General features: G+C 45.5%; 17 protein-coding genes and 1 tRNA gene. 7 read left to right on the top strand and 11 right to left on the bottom strand.

Annotated features, from left to right (window positions below; all coding sequences use genetic code 11):
- Window positions 1-824: 824 nt before the first annotated feature.
- The 8 genes from ACUVJL_RS16890 to ACUVJL_RS16925 all read right to left on the bottom strand — a co-directional run bounded on the left by ACUVJL_RS16890 (window position 825) and on the right by ACUVJL_RS16925 (window position 5,808).
- Complete coding sequence (locus tag ACUVJL_RS16890; protein WP_445246906.1) at window positions 825-1,169, bottom strand: hypothetical protein; 345 nt, start codon at window positions 1,167-1,169, stop codon at window positions 825-827.
- A 394-nt stretch (window positions 1,170-1,563) separates the two neighbouring features.
- Entirely contained in the window at window positions 1,564-2,388 is an 825-nt protein-coding gene (gene cobA, locus ACUVJL_RS16895; protein WP_445246907.1) for a uroporphyrinogen-III C-methyltransferase, read from the bottom strand.
- The gene (locus ACUVJL_RS16900) at window positions 2,385-3,119 is read right to left on the bottom strand and encodes a sirohydrochlorin chelatase (protein WP_445246922.1); all 735 of its coding nucleotides are present in this window, start codon (window positions 3,117-3,119) and stop codon (window positions 2,385-2,387) included. The genes cobA and ACUVJL_RS16900 overlap by 4 nt, the downstream gene beginning before the upstream one ends.
- Before the next feature lie 368 nt (window positions 3,120-3,487).
- Window positions 3,488-4,171: a manganese catalase family protein gene (locus ACUVJL_RS16905; RefSeq protein ID WP_445246908.1), complete on the bottom strand. Its 684-nt coding sequence runs from the start codon at window positions 4,169-4,171 to the stop codon at window positions 3,488-3,490.
- A 196-nt stretch (window positions 4,172-4,367) separates the two neighbouring features.
- The gene (locus ACUVJL_RS16910) at window positions 4,368-4,661 is read right to left on the bottom strand and encodes a GUN4 domain-containing protein (RefSeq protein ID WP_445246909.1); all 294 of its coding nucleotides are present in this window, start codon (window positions 4,659-4,661) and stop codon (window positions 4,368-4,370) included.
- A complete protein-coding gene (locus ACUVJL_RS16915; RefSeq protein WP_445246910.1) occupies window positions 4,576-5,199 on the bottom strand; it encodes a GUN4 domain-containing protein in 624 nt (207 codons plus the stop codon). The genes ACUVJL_RS16910 and ACUVJL_RS16915 overlap by 86 nt, the downstream gene beginning before the upstream one ends.
- A 27-nt stretch (window positions 5,200-5,226) precedes the next feature.
- Complete coding sequence (locus tag ACUVJL_RS16920) at window positions 5,227-5,448, bottom strand: protein kinase domain-containing protein (protein WP_445246911.1); 222 nt, start codon at window positions 5,446-5,448, stop codon at window positions 5,227-5,229.
- A 90-nt stretch (window positions 5,449-5,538) separates the two neighbouring features.
- Window positions 5,539-5,808, bottom strand: coding sequence for a hypothetical protein (locus ACUVJL_RS16925; protein ID WP_445246912.1), 270 nt, complete (start codon window positions 5,806-5,808; stop codon window positions 5,539-5,541).
- A gap of 455 nt (window positions 5,809-6,263) precedes the next feature.
- Between ACUVJL_RS16925 and ACUVJL_RS16930 the strand changes: the two genes are divergently transcribed.
- The 4 genes from ACUVJL_RS16930 (at window position 6,264) to ACUVJL_RS16945 (ending at window position 12,222) form a co-directional block, all read left to right on the top strand.
- Window positions 6,264-6,336 (top strand) — tRNA-His (locus ACUVJL_RS16930).
- A gap of 168 nt (window positions 6,337-6,504) precedes the next feature.
- A complete protein-coding gene (locus tag ACUVJL_RS16935; RefSeq protein WP_445246913.1) occupies window positions 6,505-10,809 on the top strand; it encodes an AAA domain-containing protein in 4,305 nt (1,434 codons plus the stop codon).
- Window positions 10,787-11,677: a hypothetical protein gene (locus ACUVJL_RS16940; protein WP_445246914.1), complete on the top strand. Its 891-nt coding sequence runs from the start codon at window positions 10,787-10,789 to the stop codon at window positions 11,675-11,677. Before ACUVJL_RS16935 ends, ACUVJL_RS16940 begins: the two co-directional genes overlap by 23 nt.
- A 209-nt stretch (window positions 11,678-11,886) precedes the next feature.
- Complete coding sequence (locus ACUVJL_RS16945; RefSeq protein ID WP_445246915.1) at window positions 11,887-12,222, top strand: XisI protein; 336 nt, start codon at window positions 11,887-11,889, stop codon at window positions 12,220-12,222.
- Between the two features lie 89 nt (window positions 12,223-12,311).
- Here the strand turns inward: ACUVJL_RS16945 and ACUVJL_RS16950 are convergent, their stop codons facing one another.
- Both ACUVJL_RS16950 and ACUVJL_RS16955 read right to left on the bottom strand, forming a co-directional pair.
- Window positions 12,312-12,755, bottom strand: a complete 444-nt coding sequence (locus ACUVJL_RS16950) for an S-layer homology domain-containing protein (RefSeq protein ID WP_445246916.1) — start codon at window positions 12,753-12,755, stop codon at window positions 12,312-12,314.
- 145 nt (window positions 12,756-12,900) lie between these two features.
- Window positions 12,901-13,602, bottom strand: coding sequence for a DUF3747 domain-containing protein (locus tag ACUVJL_RS16955; protein ID WP_445246917.1), 702 nt, complete (start codon window positions 13,600-13,602; stop codon window positions 12,901-12,903).
- Between the two features lie 254 nt (window positions 13,603-13,856).
- Between ACUVJL_RS16955 and ACUVJL_RS16960 the strand changes: the two genes are divergently transcribed.
- The gene (locus ACUVJL_RS16960; RefSeq protein WP_445246918.1) at window positions 13,857-14,078 is read left to right on the top strand and encodes a hypothetical protein; all 222 of its coding nucleotides are present in this window, start codon (window positions 13,857-13,859) and stop codon (window positions 14,076-14,078) included.
- A gap of 39 nt (window positions 14,079-14,117) precedes the next feature.
- On the opposite strand, the gene ACUVJL_RS16965 is transcribed toward ACUVJL_RS16960, so the two are convergent.
- Window positions 14,118-15,110 (bottom strand): ribose-phosphate pyrophosphokinase, encoded by a 993-nt coding sequence (locus ACUVJL_RS16965; protein ID WP_445246919.1) that lies wholly within the window; start codon window positions 15,108-15,110, stop codon window positions 14,118-14,120.
- 347 nt (window positions 15,111-15,457) lie between these two features.
- On the opposite strand from ACUVJL_RS16965, the gene ACUVJL_RS16970 reads away from it, so the two are divergent.
- The gene (locus tag ACUVJL_RS16970; protein WP_445246920.1) at window positions 15,458-15,709 is read left to right on the top strand and encodes a hypothetical protein; all 252 of its coding nucleotides are present in this window, start codon (window positions 15,458-15,460) and stop codon (window positions 15,707-15,709) included.
- Window positions 15,710-15,790: 81 nt separating this feature from the next.
- Complete coding sequence (locus ACUVJL_RS16975) at window positions 15,791-16,249, top strand: GatB/YqeY domain-containing protein (RefSeq protein WP_445246921.1); 459 nt, start codon at window positions 15,791-15,793, stop codon at window positions 16,247-16,249.
- The last annotated feature ends 502 nt before the right edge of the window (window positions 16,250-16,751 follow it).

A 16,751-nucleotide genomic window follows, 5' to 3' on the forward strand; every position in this document is an offset into this window, starting at 1 on the left:
TTTTGACAAATGGGCATGATATAATTTTGGTATCATTTAATTGTTTTTGGGTAAGAAGCTTTCTTACCCTATCTTTTTTCATGCTATTTGTCTAGAGTGCCCTCCCTGTCTGCTCTTCAGGCGACCTGTCGCCCCGTCAGATAATATTCATAAGCAATCTGTTGAGCTTGTGTGTTTTTATAGCTTAACCGAAAAGAGTGCCTTTTTTTCTGTTTATTTTGGGTTCAGATTCCACTCACTTTTTTCACTTCTCTGCTGTATTGCGTAAGCGTTGCTTGCCGAAGGCATCGCATCCCTCTTTAAAAAGTGTCCGGAGTATTAATTGAGTAGTTTAAGCAGTAATGCTGAAAAAATTGCTGGGGCGATCCTCCGTCATTGGGGCATTGAAAATAGCTTACATTGGACACTCGATGTTACATTTTCCGAAGATAAAAGCCAGATTCGATCTCCAGAACTCTTCCGAAAGTTTTGCACTTTTACGTCGCGAGTGCCATAAATTTACTGAAACAAGAGAAAACTTCCGGCACAAAGTCTAAAAATGAAACGGTATCGAGCGGCAATGGACAATAATTATCTAGTTCAAGTTTTAAACTCTGTCAGTTAACCCTCGAAATCTAACACCAATCTAGGAAGAAAAATTATCTGGATTTAAAAAGTTAAAAAAAATTTAAATTTCTGATATCATCTGCTTAACCGGGTTGAATTTAAGAATCTCAAGAAGTTTTTTTTATTTAGTAATCCACAAATCTACGTTTTTGTCAAATTAATTTAGATGCGTTTACCCTGGCTTCTGTGCCGCTTGGCAGTAAGTTGTTAACCAATAGCTAATTAGAGGAAACCACAGATAAGTTATGGTGAGCTGGGGTAAGTCCAGAAATCTTATTCCGCTTGCGGCGGCGACTTTCAGTAGTAATGGGGTAGGGAAATACCCGTCGCCGTAGTCGCTCTAATCTCACTTGTTTTTCTGAGCCGTATAGGTTGAGGATAATTTCTACGACTAAAAACTGAGAGGGAGATAGTTGTGTTTGAAAGTGAGTCTGATATAGCAATCCTTGCAGGAGTCGTAAATTTTTTACCCCACCCCAACCCTCCCCGAACTCGCGGTCCGGGAGTAAGAAATTCACAAATGATTTAGGATTGCTATAGAATTTAGGTAAGCTGTCGCGCATTTAAATTGTATCTTCAGGGCGGGCGGGACACCCCACAAGACTTTGATTTTTTTGACATACAATTTAAATGGAGAACAGCTTAAGATATATTTTGATAGGTCGAGTGTAACTTTCATATAGCCTATCTTTTTTTAACACAAGTCGGTCAACTCTTTGCTCTGTATGGGTTTCCGGCGGGGTTGTCGCCCCGCCAGGGGTGAGAGCATTTACACGATCGCGCTCCTAAAAACGCTTTTTACTCTCCCAAGAGATGCTCCTAAGAAGGAAATAGTCTCTATTGCAGATACTTCAAGCCCGGACTGTTTTACTCCTGGAGGCTCTTGCGACCTCAGAAACCCGGTTTATTCGTATATTTATCGTTCCTCGTCGCAAATTTTTCTAAGAAACCGGGTTTCTAGCCCCCGATGCGTAAGTCTTGAGTCTGAGAAACAGGCCGAGAGCCTGACAATATCGAGTGCAAATTGACGACGTTTCCGATGACGGCGATCGCAGGTGCTGCAAATCCGGCTGCCTCAACTTGCTCTACAATTGTACCCAAAGTCCCGATCAATTCTTCTTGTTCGGGCCGCGTTCCCCAGCGCACTAACGCTATGGGCGTTTCTGCACTCAATTGGGCTGCTGTTAACTGGCCGATAATGTAAGGCAAATTGTGGATGCCCATGTATACTACAATGGTTTCCGAGCCCCGAGCGATCGCCTGCCAATTTACCTCCGCCCGATATTTTCCCGCTGCTTCGTGGCCGGTGACAAAGGTGACTGAGGAACTGTACGATCGGTGTGTTAAAGGAATTCCCGCATAAGCAGGGGCCGCAATCCCAGAAGTTACACCCGGGACGACTTCTACTGACACTCCAGCTTTTACCAACTCTTCCATTTCTTCGCCACCGCGACCGAAGATAAACGGATCGCCGCCTTTGAGACGAACTACGATGGCATTTTCTCCAGCTTTTTCTATCATTAGCTGAGTTGTTTCGTCTTGCATTAAGGAGTGGCGACCTTTGCGTTTTCCGGCATCTATTCGTTCTGCTTGGGGGTTGATTGCTGCCAAAATTTGAGGGCTGACTAAAGCGTCGTAAATCACCACATCCGCACACTCTAACAGAGCTTTTCCCTTCAAGGTCATCAAACCCGGATCTCCTGGTCCAGCACCTACTAAATACACTTTGCCTAAAGACATTTTTCTGGCTTCCTTTACCTCTTCTGTGCCTCTGCGGTTCATTTTTGAATTAAATTCCCAATTAAGTCTGCTAATTCTACACTTGCGCCTAGAGGATTTGCGAGATGAAGTTCCGCCGCAGGAAATTGCTGCTTTAGCTGTGCGACATTTTTGGCGATCGCATCTGTAATTCCTCCATTAAATAAGAAGTATGGCACAATCCCTATTTGCTGCTGTCCACCACGAACCAAACTGTAAATTTGCTCTTCCAAACTCGGCTTTACCGACCAATAAGCTGTCAGCGCACCTAGTTTGCTGGCGATTTCCTCAACTGTCGAGTTACCTCCGGACCGACGGCTGCCGTGAGATAATAAAATCCATTTTGGCAATAGCAGATTGGGGAGAAAAGCCACCTCTTGCATCTGAATTTTTACCAATTTTGTTAAGCCTGCTTCCTGGGAACCTAAATGCGGGCGCAATTCAATTTTTAGCTGGTCACCAAAAGTTTGTTGTGCAATTTCCACCTCTGCCGGTATGTCTTCGGCGACGTGAACTCCTGGCAATAAAAATACAGGCAGGATTTGCAATTCTGTCAGTCCCAGCGACAAAGTACGTTCGCCCAAACTGCAAATTTGTTCGTGTAGCGGTGCGGGTCCGAGTTCTAAGGTGGCGGTTGCGAATGCGGGGAACGAGTCAGCCAATTTTTGAGACAGCAGTTGAGCTAGGTTTTCCAAAGCTAGTTGAGGTCTGGGGTCGCGGCTGCCGTGAGAGACTAATAAATAGGTCGATCGCAATTTCAATATGGATTTGATGTTAATGTTCGATCGGGATCTGGACTTGCGCCCACCAACTCAAGAAACCGGGTTTTTCAACGGCGGCAAGAGGCTGCTGCGAAGTATTTTCGTAAAAAAAAGCCGGTTTCTGCTTGAGTCCGGGAGATTTCCAATAACTATAACATTTTTTAGCTGATCGCTCTTCATAAGCTGCTACGCATCTAAATTTAATACAGAGACGGGCAGGATGCCCGTCCCACAATAATTGTAGAAAAATTGACTGTCTAATTAGATGCACAGCAGCTTAGTAAAGAGTAGGTTGGGTAACGCGAAGCTGTTCCCAACCTACTCGGCTGCTGTGCTGTGAGGGTGATTGCGGAATATTCCGATTAATGTCTTGGGCCTGGTTCGGCGATGTATTGGAAAGTAGGTTCCGAGTTCCAAGGGCCGCGTTCGTCCTTGCCATTTGTGGACAAGTTAAAGTAGAGATCCACAGTGGAATCTGGCGGAATATTCCCGAACAGCGGATCGGTGAGTTTGCCCAACGATTCCAGAGCTTTCATGAACATTTGAGTGTGAGAAATTTCGCGAGTCAGCAGAAAGTGCAGCGTGTCTTTCGTTCCGGGATCCGGTGCTAGTTTAATCAATTCTTCGTAGGTTTGGCGAGCTCCTGCTTCCGCACCGATATCAGCGCGCAAATCGCGCACCACATCCCCGCCTTCGTTGATATAAGCTGCAGTCCAAGCTTGACCTTGGCTGTCTAACAAGTGTGGGCCTACGCCACGCACGGCAAACAATGTGCTTTTGTAAGCTTCTGTTTGGTCAACGTTTTTGGTGTGCATTTCTATCAGTTGCCCCACCATTTCTAAGTGGCTGAATTCTTCGATGGCAATATCTTGGAGCATATCCTTAATCCCTGGATTTTCACAGTGAAATGACTGCACCCAGTATTGCAAAGCTGCTGTCAGTTCTCCGGTTGCTCCACCAAACTGTTCTAGCAGCAATTGCGCAAAACGCGGGTTGGGTTCGTCTACAGTCACCGCAGACATTAATTCTTTTTTGTGAAAAAACATGGATCGATACCTCTCTTTAATTCTCTTGTTACAGTCTGAGGATTGCAGACTTGTAGCTGTGTTCACCTTCTCAATCCATTGTGCGACAAGCGATTGCCTGGAACCTCGGTCGATGGATACATCTAGCGGGACAAATTTCTCTGCTTTCAGGTAGAGTTTAAATTTAAATTTTTAGTTAGTTATTCGGTAGACAAAATTACAATTTAGGAGCAGCATTATTGTCGCACTCGGTTAATTTTGCTGACAGGGCATCGAGGTGTCGCAGCCACTGAATGCCACCAACCCAACTGCGAGAGGGGAGGTGTCCGATTGGTGCTTGCTGACTAAATTTAATCTGCCCTAAAGTAGTAGCAGAATTGTAGGTTTGCCAGTTTACCCGATCGCAAAATCTGATATAGTCTCGCTTAACGCTTTCGTAAATTTGTTTTTGGACGCTGAAGCCAAACCGACCTTGACTGTAGTGTACCCAAAGGCGATCGAGTGTTTGCAAATCTTAACGGTAGCTGGTAAATTTGGCTAATTTCTAGCTGAGATCCCGGTTGCTGGGAAAGAGACTGACACATCAGAGCCGAAGTTTCGCGATCGGCTTCTTTCCACTTTTTGTTTGACAAAAAATCCCGCAGTTTGGTATAATCAACTCCCCGTGCATAAATTAGGGCATGATCGAGATTTGAAATAACAGATAAGGAAAAAGTTTCTGCGGAATTGGAGACAGATTTTGTGGGTAAAATGGGAGGATCAGAAGTTTGTAGGGCGCCCATATCCGTTGAGTTGTGGCTATTACTGAGAGCAGGAGCGATCGGCTTTTTGGGCGAAAGCAAATTTGGATGGCGAATATCTAAAGCTGCTTTGATATCTTGCAAAACTTCCGTAGCAAACCTGTACCGCTGATTGAGACGAGTTTGCAGCAATTTATCTAAAATTTCACCTAACTCGCGGGTAATACTCGTGCCTGTGGGGAGAAAATCGCGCCAGCACCAGCGCTCGCTGTTATAGTCGTACATATCCAAGGGAGTAACTTGCGTCATCAGGCGAATGCAAGTAACACCTAAACTTTAAAGGTCGCTAGCAGGAAATACTTTGCCACACAGTTGTTCGGGACCTAGATAATTTTGACTGCCGATGAGGGTTGCTGGACGGAGTATGGCTGAATCAATCAGCAGTTTGGCAATGCCGAAATCGATCAATACGAGTTTGTTGTCCGATTGGCGACGGATAATATTTTCGGGTTTGATGTCGCGGTGAATGACGCGCTTGTCGTGGATAAATTGCAGCACAGGCAATAAGTCCGGCAGCAGTTGCCAAATTTGATTTTCATCGTATATGCTCTGGTCTAATTCTTGCTTGAGAGTCGGCCAGTCTATAAACTATTGAACTAAATAAATAAGGCTTTCTTGTTCAAAAGCTGCTAATAATCTGGGGATTTGTGGGTGTTTTCCGAGTTCGTCTAAACGGACGGCTTCTTGGCGAAATAATTCAAGGGCTTTGTCAAAAAATTCGGGGTTGGGGTCGTAAAAATGAAATTGCTTGACTGCACAGCGGGGTTGAGATGGGATGTCTTGATCAATTGCTAGGAAAGTTTTGCCAAATCGGCCTCTACCTAAGAGTTGAATGGGGCGATATCGCTGTCTCAGCAACAGGTTAAAGCCGCAGTTTAAGCAAAATTTTCGGTGTTGGAGTTTTGAGGATTTTGGCATTCTGGGTTGATACAGTAACTCATATCGATTTTAGATTTTAGATTGCAAAGAAGAATTTGTTTTACGAACCGCGAAGACGCGAAGGGCGCTAAGGAAGAGGGAAGAGGGAAGAGAGAGGGTTGACAACTGATGCAGTCCGGGATATAAGGCTATTTTAATGCGCTGGCTCGAATCGGGATGCTGCCAAAGCTGCTGAGTCCGGACCGCGCGTCTGCTCAGGAAGCGGGATAGTTGCCGATCGCGCTAAGGGAAAATTGTGCTAAACTCTTACTGTGCGTGGGATTTGAGGCACAATCGATCTGTCCGGTTCAGGGACGCTCAGAAATATTTCAAAATATTTTTGCTTTACCCCTAGACTTGTGCTGAGATCTGATGCTATAGTTACAAAAGATATGGCGAGTGTAGCCAAGTGGTTAAGGCAGTGGTTTGTGGTACCACCATTCGTGGGTTCAATTCCCATCATTCGCCCTTTTAATTCTGAACTGTTGAATTCGATCGCCCGTCGCCTATACGGTCACTTGCGATGGTGGTAGGGTGTGCACTGCACACCTTAATCTTGTTTGGGATTTAGCGGTTGTGTGGGCACAAGTTCCGATGTGCTAATCTTGAATCCAATCTAAAATCAAAAATCAAAATATGCCGTCTTTAGTAGCAGAAGATTGGGGATATAAATTTAGTGGCGATCGCACAATTAATAAGTTTATTCGCGATGTTGAAGGGGAAGTGGCTTTAGCGAAATATTGCGATTGGGAATGCCGAGAACGTGCGGAAATTCTGATGTCGGAGATTGCTGGGAAATCGCACAATCTCTTTTACGTGCGCCGCCAAAAGGTAAATGAGAGATTTTCTGAAGAAGAAATCTGGGAATTGCTGCTTGCTACGGATGGTGATGATTTTGAATTACCTCAATTGTTGCAAAAAGCCGATCGCACTTTACGCTTATTAGCAACTGTACGCTTTGAAGACGGAATCGGCGGTTTAAAACTGCTGGATGCTGGTTTGGTGGCGGTTCCCAGAGGGAGGAAAGATGGGTATGCTTTGCCGGTTCTGTTGCGACTTTTGGCTAACAGTCGAGCGCCAATTCCTGTAAAGTCGATCGCCCGCGTGCAACAAATGCCATTTTGGGACGACAGACACATACCGACTACGGAACAGCTAAAAGTTTGGCAGACTTTTTTAAATGTGGAACAACGCATTGCCCAAGCGCGTCAATTTTGCGTGCCTTTCGGAGCGCACAATTACGGTTCTGGCTTTAAAATAGTCACTTTTGAAATTGATCGTAATTCCGCAACTCTTGACGGCTATGATGAAAATTCTTTAGAATTGGGCGACTTTCGCGAAAGGTTGAACAAAGCCAGAAATGAAGAAATTATTCTGTTTGATTCGCCGCCCGGAAGCAGAAGCAGCCGAGACGGAGAGACATTAGGCAGCGTAGCCGAAATTGACTTTGAACATGGTAAATTACGCATTAAATTAGATTTTGATTTAGGATATCGCATGGCGGGCGGCAGATATCAACTGCCTCAACAAGGATTTTTGTATTTTGAGGCGGCGGGCGATATCTCTCAGATCGATCGCAAGAAAAAAGCTTTGAAAATGCTGACAGATGGTCGCGCTCAAAATCCCTATTTGAGTGAGTTTTTCTTCGACTCTTCTCAGGCGAGAATGCCGGAAAAATTGATTAAATTGGAGCGGGAAAACTTATTAAATCGCAATGCTAATGACGACCAAATCGCCGCCGTAGAAACGGTGCTTTCGGCGCGGGATTTAATTTTGATTCAAGGGCCGCCGGGAACGGGCAAAACGACTGTGATTGCGGAAATTTGCTATCAAATTGCCCGTCAGGGCGGCAAAACGCTAATTGCTTCGCAAGCAAATTTGGCTGTAGACAATGCTTTGAGTCGGTTAGTTCACAATCCGGCGATTCGGGCTTTGCGGAAGGGAAAAGCTCATAAGGTGCAGGAAGAAGGGCAGCCGTTTTTGGAGGAAAATGCGATCGGCACTTGGCTGCAAAATACGGCGACTGACTGCGAAGAAAAGCTCTCGCAGCGCCTGACTAATGTCAAATCTTTGCGGCAGTTGGTGGCAGAATCAGAGCGATTTACCGCCTACTGTGCCGCCGAAAAAGCTTTTTTTAATGAACTAAAACACCTGCACGACAGTCAAGCAAATATTGAGGAAAAGTGCAGCCAGCAAGCAGCAGAGTATGAACGGAATTTAACCGAGAAAAGCGATACTCAATCTCTAGTTAGTGGGTTGGGAAATCTGCTGGACGCGCCTAATGTCAACTGGGAATCTCCAGAAGTGGCAGAGTTTATGCCCAGACTAAAACCCTATTCAGAAGGCAATGTTTTAGTAGAAGACTTTATGGCAAATGTTCGGATTGCCACTAGCAATGCTATTCAAATTGGGTTCGATCGCCCTGCTTGTGGCGCGTTTGGGCTGGCGGTTTGGCTGCAGGAAACTGTAGCAGCGCAAATATCGGAATTTAAGACGGCATTCGATCGCGCTGATGATGTTTGTCACGCTATGTCGGCGGTTGCGGAGTCGTTGCGGGTTTCCCGCCAGATGTCTGAGGCTTTGAATCAACTCGAATTGGGCGATCGGCAAAATCAGACACACCGCCAAAATCTCGAACAGAAAATCAAGAATTTGGAACTGCGAAAAGCGGAAATTGCAGCCGTTGTCGTCGCCGTTGCACAGTGGATCGAGACGGCGGATACGAAACTCTATGAAGTGGTGAAAAGTTGCTGGGAAACGGGCGCAATGCTCACGGATGATATGGTAGAATTGCCCGCAGGATTGCTTAAAATTGCCCGATCGCTCAAATTGCCGATCGTGCCGCCCAAATGCAAAGTCAATTTGCCAGATTTGGATCGGTTGCAAAAGGCGATATCCCACGAAGAAAACGCAGGTTTTAAGGACATACAAGGGCAACAGTTCCGGTTTAGCGAGTTTCTCCACCTAAATTTGAGTCAAACGCCGATCGTGCTCTCTGCGGGCGATCGCACCCAATGGCAGCAGCTAGCCAAAGACTTCGCCAGCTATTCCCAAGTCAGCCAAAGTCAGCGCAAATTTATTATCGAAAAAGCTGGCACTTTCTTAGGTAGCATTCAACAATTTTACAGTAAATCCTTGCAGCCAAATCTGATCCAGGCTACCTTCGATCGCCTAGTCAAAGAATTGCTGCACAGTATCCTCGCAAATGCGCGTCAGTGCGTGGTTCCCCTGAAAACCGAAACCGAACAGCAGCTTATAAAACAGCAACAGTTATTAGATAAAATCGGTCAAACCTTGAACCAGCAGGAAATATCCGCCGCTAAACTTCAGTTAGAAACAGCGCAGCAAGAGGCGAACTTAAAAATTAGCGAAGTTACTGATTTGTTGCAAGCAATTGTCCAACAGCCAAACGCACCTGAAAAGTTGCGGATTTTAGCCGAACAATATCTCGCCCAAAAATCCAATATTTGGGAGCAACCACAGCAGTTTGTCAAGCAAGTTGAGGCTTGGAAAGCAAGCGCGATTCAGCTTGAAAAATCAATTGCTGACTTAGATCCTTTTGGGGTTTTGGAGACAATCAAAAACACTCTTGACGAGCATTTATCCCCGCTGCAAATTGCCGCTGCAACTGCGCAGCAGCAACTCGCAGAACTTCAAACAGAATTGAGGGAAATTACCGCTCAACTACAACAGCAGCAACCGACAGCAGCATTACTTGTTGAGAGAAATTGGTGGGAGTCAGCATGGCAAACTATCCCGACTCAATACCAGCCACAAGTTCCGGATACAGGATTATTCAGCGGAGCTTTTTTAAGCAAAATTAAGCGTCTCTTCAAAACTTGGCAGCGGAAATTAGAACAAGAAGAAACAGCACTAAATCGCTCTCAAAACTTTGTGACAGATTGGATTCAAAAACTCCGCAATCCCTCAGAAAAAGACCAGATGGATTTAAAGCAAATTTATATTGACAATGCCAACGTAATCGGCATTACTTGCGTGCAAGCTGCCAGTTTCGATTTTACTAAAAACTTTCCCAGCTTTGATGCAGTCATCATTGACGAAGTTAGCAAATGCACTCCGCCCGAGTTATTAATTCCCGCTTTGAAAGGCAGAAAGTTAGTATTAGTGGGCGATCACAGGCAATTGCCGCCGATGTTTAATCAAAGTACGATCGACGATATTGCCGAAGACATCGGCTGTACCGGAGACGAACTTAGCTTCATCAAAGAATCTTTGTTCAAAGTATTGTTTGAAAATGCCAGCGACAGCATCAAAAAAATGCTGACAACTCAATACCGAATGCACCCGCAAATCATGGGCGCAATCAATCAGTTTTACCAGCAAAAACTCAACTGTGGCATTCAGGAACCAGACACTAGACGTGCCCACAACCTCGCAGGTAGAATCATTCAAGAAAACAATCATGTCCTGTGGGTTAAAACGCCCGTTGCACAAGGGTTTGAAGAGGAAAAACAGGGTACTTCGCGGTTGAATGTCAAGGAAATTGACCTGATCGAGCGTTTGTGCGAACAAATGGAGACAGCTTGGCGGCCCAAAGTTGCCGACGGCGAACCGCCGAAAGAAATCGGGATTATCACTTTTTACGGCGCTCAATTGAATGCAATTAAAGACAGAATAGAACCCGAAAGATTTCCTGCTTTGAGCATCCGCACTGGTACGGTTGACATATTCCAAGGGATGGAAAGACCTGTAATTATTGTTAGCACAGTGTGCAATAATATTAGGGGCGATATTGGATTTGCTAAGGAACCGGAACGGGTGAATGTGGCATTTTCTCGCGCTCAAGAATTGCTGATTGTTGTCGGCTGCCACGATTTATTTACCAAACAAACAGGTACAGTGGGAAAAATGTATCAGGAAGTTTCAAAAACGGTGCGTCACTGCGGAGGTTTTGTAGATGTTTCTAGCGTCCTCAACTAAACCAATAGACTCGAATTTAAGTTCGCTAGCGGAACAAATTGAGCAACAAAATCCGGGTTTGTCAGTGTTGGCGGCGCGTCAATTCCGCTTCGCAATCCGGCAAACTCCGCTGGAGGTGGCTACTTGCGAACCGCGCGAGTTTAACGTGTTGGAAGAGTTCATTTTGCGGGCGGGCGTTGAGTTTGAACCTGCGCCAACTTTGAAGGAATTGGCGGATTTGCTGGGGTTAGACGAGATTTTTGTGAAGACTGCGGCGGCGACTCTGGTTAGTTTGGAAAGCTTGGAGGTGGCTGAAAATGGGCAAATTGCGATCGCCCCGCAATGTAGAGATTTTTTCGATAAAGGTGCGGTTAGTCGATCGCAAATTCAATCAATTTATGCCATTTCCGATCCGCTGAATCAAACTCTTACCTTTAAATTCGATGCTTTAGCGACAGAATCGGTCAACTTGCCAGATTTAGGAGATTTAGTATCGCTCGAACATAAAATTACTGACTTTGCGGATTTAAGTATAGCAGAAATCCAGCCGTTAATTCAAGCTTCCGGCTTAGGAATTCACGTCCCCGAAAACGGCAAAATTGTGTCTGAGTGCGCTGTCATCGGCGACGATTTAGAGATTTGGCAAACAGTCTCAATTTTTGTGTTGTTAGATGCGATCGAAAATAAAACTACTATTCAAGTCCGACAGGGAAAACAAATATTAGAAACAGCATCAAACTTGCTAAACGAACTTGAATTCCAGCAAAAACTTTCCTTAAATGACTTGTGCAAATTAACCCCCGACATCGCACAGCAAGAATCAGAGACAATCCCCGTCCAGAAAACTCCTAAAAAGCCATCTAAGAAGAAACCCAAGGAAACGATATGATGAGGACTAAAGTCCTGATTGCGAACTGGTTTGTATTGAGGACTTTAGTCCTGATTAACTGATATCTTGCACCCTTATCAATTACTTGTTTAGGAACGGGCAAGATGCCCGTTCCACAAAACTTGAGTTTATTGTGGAACGGGCATCTTGCCCGTTCTTGACAAGAGTGTAACATATAAGTATTAACCAACAAATGAGGTAATTGTGCAATGGACAAACTAGCTCAATATCGTCAATACGTTCAGACATTAATCACCCGTTATGCCGAAGATGATGTTTCCGATGATGAAGTCGAAGTGCAACTAATCTTAGACACAGAACGAGATCATTATCAGTGGATGAATGTCGGCTGGGAACACTTAACCCGGATTTATCGAAGCATCATTCACATTGACATCAAAGATGGAAAAATCTGGCTTCAGCAAAATTTGACAGACCAAAATCCTGCGGAGGAATTAGTTGAAATGGGAGTACCGAGAGAGGATATTATTTTGGGATTGCAACCCCCCTACAAACGGCAGTATACTGACTACGGCGTAGCGTAAAAAATCAAGCAAAAAAAACAGAATACTCAGATACCCGACTTCTTGAAGAAGTCGGGGTTATAATTCGCCCTACTGAGCCTTAACGCATTTCAGCATCCGCAAAGTAGCCGCCGCGTAATTCCGTTTTGCAGAATCATCGAAAGCAAACCGCCCATTTCGTTAAGAGCGGCAGCAACAGAACAATAAGAAGACAGTTGAGTAATAATAGAAGCAGCCCTATAATTCGGAGTGTCTGAAAAAGTTTTAGACGGCTCTTTAGCAACTAAATTCGGCTGCATTCCGCGCGCCGACAAACTAAATTCCGCCGCTCTTCGCAGCACCCCCATCAATTCAACGCGAGTGACGGGCTGCGTAGGTTTAAATGTTCCATCTTGATAGCCGCTAACTATCTTGCTATCGCGCGCAAATAGAACTTTTCCGGCCCTCCAGCGGGAAATATCAACCTCGCTATAGAGACGGATAGAAAGATTGCTAGGAAATGTGATATTAGCACCTTGTATTCCTTGAAAGGATTCCAATACTAAAGATACCAATTGCTCTCTGGTAACAGCAAGTGGGGGTAGAAAGGTATTATTTTGAGAAAAGCCGGCTACAAACCCAAAGCCCACAGCTTCTTTGATTTGGGAAGCGTAGATATCATCGGTAGCTATCTCCGAATTGTAGAAAAGCCAGTATTGCCTACGGTATTGCCTGCGGTATTTCCGTAGGTATTTCCTGCGGTATTTCTGTAGGTATTGCCTGCGGTATTTCCTGCGGTATTTCCTGCGGTATTGCTTGCGGTATTGCTTGCGGTATTGCTTCGGTATTGCCTGCGGTATTACCAATTTCTGGCGGCGCGGGTTCATTGGTAGTGAAATAAAAGTGGCCTAATGTGCGGCCTTGGTAAGCTCTTTTACTCAAGCGCCAAGCAGGATCGAGAGTGATTCTCATAAAATCGTTAACATCGCCGTTTGTGCGACCGATAATCACCGATTTACCTTGGTAATCTACCGGAGTTCCCATTAGAAGAACATCGCCATTAACACTTTCCAAAGTTAGGGCATATTTTAATGCTAAATCGGTGCCGGCCATACGAATTGAAAAGCCGTTGCTGTCAGTTGCGCGACCACAAATACCGGTGAAATCAAAAGTAACTAATAACGGATCAACTTTCACCGGATTAGAGCCGCTTTCGCTCCAGCACTGCCGCTTGTCAGTTACCTGTTCTAAAATTAGCAATTGGTAGCCGCCGAAAGGGCGGGGTTGGGCGATGACAATTACTCGGTCTTGGCTGATTTCGGTTTCGTCAAAAGTAAATGCTTTAGCCGAACCGATCGCCCCGAGTGTTAAAATTGCTGAACCTGCGAGTGCGGCAACTGTTCGTACAAGTGAATGTTTCATGCTTTTTCCCTATGGGCTCCTTATTGTGATGAGACTTATCTAGAATATAAAAAACTCGCGCTCTTTAGACAACCAGATAGAATTTTACCCTCTCTTCGGTGGTACCAAGTGCGATCGATCGCCGATCGTCACATTGGTTCGTAGTGAGGACTTTAGCCCGAGGGAATTTTATGAGGACTTTAGTCCTCACTACAAACTTATAACCGTTATTTTAGCGACGAACTTGGTATTATATCAATTCCGGTTAGAGCGGAATGATAGAAGCTCTGGACACCGCACTAGCCTTTCCCTACCCCCAAATAATCGCATCGGGCGATCGCACCAGATGTAACTATCGCCCGATTAATTTTCGGGAAACGGCACCGCGCCGTGTCCTGACTGTGGGTAATATTAATTCCGATGCTACCGGATTTGATATTACTTGCGGGAAACGATCGCAATATCCGCACAAAAAATGGTGCGTTAACCAAGTGTAACGCACCCTAAAACAAACATTCAAAAAGCGCCTTTCCTGTCTAGCGAAACATACTGCTAACGGAACTATCTTCGTGAATCCGCCAAATAGTTTCTCCGAGCAAATTCGCTACCGAAAGCACTGTCAACTGCTCAAAACGGTTCTCTTCAAGCACAGGAATTGTATTCGTAACAATTACCTCTTCCAACACCCCGCTAGACAAACGCTCGATCGCCGGATGCGAAAACACCGCATGAGTAGCACAAGCATAAACCTGCCTCGCACCCTCGCGGCGCAACAATCTCGCCCCCTCAGAAATCGTGCCGGCAGTATCGATCATGTCGTCTACCAACACAGCAGTTTTGCCCCTGACATCACCGATAAGATTCATCACTTCTGCCACGTTGTGAGCTTGACGGCGCTTGTCAATAATTGCCAGGGGAGCATCGCCAAGCTTTTTGGCAAAAGCTCTCGCCCTAGCTACTCCGCCCACATCCGGCGAAACCACAACAATATCCGTCAATTGCTTGCTCGCCAGATAATCCAAAAGCACCGGCGAACCGTAAACGTGGTCGAAAGGAATGTCAAAATAACCTTGAATCTGAGCCGAGTGCAAATCCATCGCCAAAACGCGACCGGCCCCAGCTTCAGTAATCAAATTAGCGACCAACTTCGCAGTAATCGACTCTCTTCCAGCCGTTTTGCGGTCAGCCCTAGCATACCCGTAGTAGGGAATGACGGCAGTAATTTGTCTGGCCGAAGCGCGCCGACAAGCATCGATCATAATTAACAATTCCATGAGGCGATCGTTCACTGGGCCACAAGTTGGCTGAATCAAGTAAACATCGCAACCCCGAATCGATTCTTGAATTTGAACGTAGAGTTCCCCATCAGCGAACCGCTTGCGAACCATCGGCCCCAAATCTATCCCCAGATAGCGAGCCACCTCTTGGGCGAGGGGAATATTAGCAGAACCGGAGAACAGCCGCAGACGGTCATGAGCGGAAACCGGCGGCTCGGGAAGCGGAAGCGGTAAAGTAGCAGAACGGATCACAGCAGGCCTCTTGCAGGACGTTTATTCCATCGCTATCTTACCATCGGAAACTAGAAATATTTAGCCAATTCTTAGAGAGATTTAACTTTCGGGGCTCCCACAAGTATTAAGTTAGGTGAACTCAATAGGGCTTGCAGAAATATGTCCGATAAACCGGGTTTCTAGCCCACATTCTGCAGCCTCAACGGTCACAATCGGTTTTTACTTATTTTTCTCCAGCACTAAAGCTATAAATTATACTACAATACCGTACATTAACGGTTAAAAAACTGTTTAAAGGCATAATTTATTACTTTAAAGATAGAGTCTTCTGCGTAATTATGCTGTGTGACACCCCAGGGTGCGGAATGTGGGTTAAAGATAGAGTTTTCTGGGTAATTATGCTGTGTGACACCCCAGGGTGCGGAATGTGGGTTCTAGCAAGCGATCGTACAGGCAGAAGTACGATCGCACTTGTGCCCCTGCGTCTAAAAACTATGGCGAGAGTCAATGCCAGGGCCGAGGCCCGAAGTGTAGCCCCCCAAAATTCCGTCGAAGCCCGAAGGCATCTAGCCCGAGTCCGGGATCAAGGCAATAAAAATGCCACCAACAGGCAATAAACTTGAAAAACACTGTAAAAAAAGTTAAGAATCGGGATCGCACTCCAGATTTTTGAGTACGGCAAAGCAAGGTAGAAATTGATGAGCTTAAGAGAACGCATTGACGCAGAAATCAAAGCAGCTATGAAGTCCAAGGACAAAGTTCGCTTGGAAACAGTTCGCAGCATCAAGAAATTTATTCTCGAAAAAGAAGTCAGCCTCCGTCCTTCCGGGCAAGACACGCTGACAGAAGCTCAAGAAATGGAAATTTTGATGCAAATAGCGAAACAGCGCCGGGATTCGATCGAACAATACCGCAAAGGCGGCCGCGAAGATTTAGTGGCACAAGAGGAGGCGGAGTTGGCAATTGTTGAAGAGTATTTGCCGCCGCAGATGTCAGACGAAGAGGTGAGTCAAGTCGTTGACGAAGTGATTGCCTCGGTGGGCGCTACTTCTGCAAAAGAAATGGGCAAGGTGATGGGCAAGGCAATGCAGCAGCTTAAGGGCAAAGCAGACGGTAACAGAATTCAAGAGATGGTGAAAGCAAAGCTTAACTGCTAGTGCCGCTCCAACTCAAATCTTGCAGCTGCAGGCGATCGGTCTTTCAGGGGCCGGCTATTGGCGCCACAAGAATATTGAACTTTGAGCAACTTTGAGCAACAGCCCGGATACTCAAAGTTGCTCAAACAGTCCTGGACTCATCAAGACTAAAGAAACCGGGTTTTTGATCGGATCTGCAGGTTGCAACCTGTGTATTTTCATGAAAAAACCAGGTTTCTGACTATTCTTGCGTCCAAGAATGTCAAAAAAATGTAAAATACTAACTTTGGTCGGCACTGGGAACTAGAGACAGTCAGGAACCTCAGCCTAAAGGCATGAGGCTTGAAGGAGAAATCTAACAAGCCGTTCCCCTAGGGCCATCGTCTTTACTGACTACGTTTTTTGAGTCACGATACCGGAGAATGCGAAGCTAGTTTTCCGCTCTATCGCTTGCAACTAAACAGTCTTAAGGTCACTGAGATAGTGTTGCTAGCCGGCGCAAGCTCACTAAACATTGGCGAAG

The organism is Microcoleus sp. OTE_8_concoct_300, from assembly GCF_031383065.1.
GTDB lineage: Bacteria > Cyanobacteriota > Cyanobacteriia > Cyanobacteriales > Microcoleaceae > Microcoleus.

Coding starts and splice junctions, on each gene's coding strand:
- ACUVJL_RS16890 (WP_445246906.1), bottom strand. CDS start 1,169: ATGCGCGACAGCTTACCTAAATTCTATAGCAATCCTAAATCATTTGTG.
- cobA (WP_445246907.1), bottom strand. CDS start 2,388: ATGAACCGCAGAGGCACAGAAGAGGTAAAGGAAGCCAGAAAAATGTCT.
- ACUVJL_RS16905 (WP_445246908.1), bottom strand. CDS start 4,171: ATGTTTTTTCACAAAAAAGAATTAATGTCTGCGGTGACTGTAGACGAA.
- ACUVJL_RS16915 (WP_445246910.1), bottom strand. CDS start 5,199: ATGACGCAAGTTACTCCCTTGGATATGTACGACTATAACAGCGAGCGC.
- ACUVJL_RS16935 (WP_445246913.1), top strand. CDS start 6,505: ATGCCGTCTTTAGTAGCAGAAGATTGGGGATATAAATTTAGTGGCGAT.
- ACUVJL_RS16940 (WP_445246914.1), top strand. CDS start 10,787: ATGTTTCTAGCGTCCTCAACTAAACCAATAGACTCGAATTTAAGTTCG.
- ACUVJL_RS16945 (WP_445246915.1), top strand. CDS start 11,887: ATGGACAAACTAGCTCAATATCGTCAATACGTTCAGACATTAATCACC.
- ACUVJL_RS16955 (WP_445246917.1), bottom strand. CDS start 13,602: ATGAAACATTCACTTGTACGAACAGTTGCCGCACTCGCAGGTTCAGCA.
- ACUVJL_RS16960 (WP_445246918.1), top strand. CDS start 13,857: ATGATAGAAGCTCTGGACACCGCACTAGCCTTTCCCTACCCCCAAATA.
- ACUVJL_RS16970 (WP_445246920.1), top strand. CDS start 15,458: ATGTGGGTTAAAGATAGAGTTTTCTGGGTAATTATGCTGTGTGACACC.
- ACUVJL_RS16975 (WP_445246921.1), top strand. CDS start 15,791: ATGAGCTTAAGAGAACGCATTGACGCAGAAATCAAAGCAGCTATGAAG.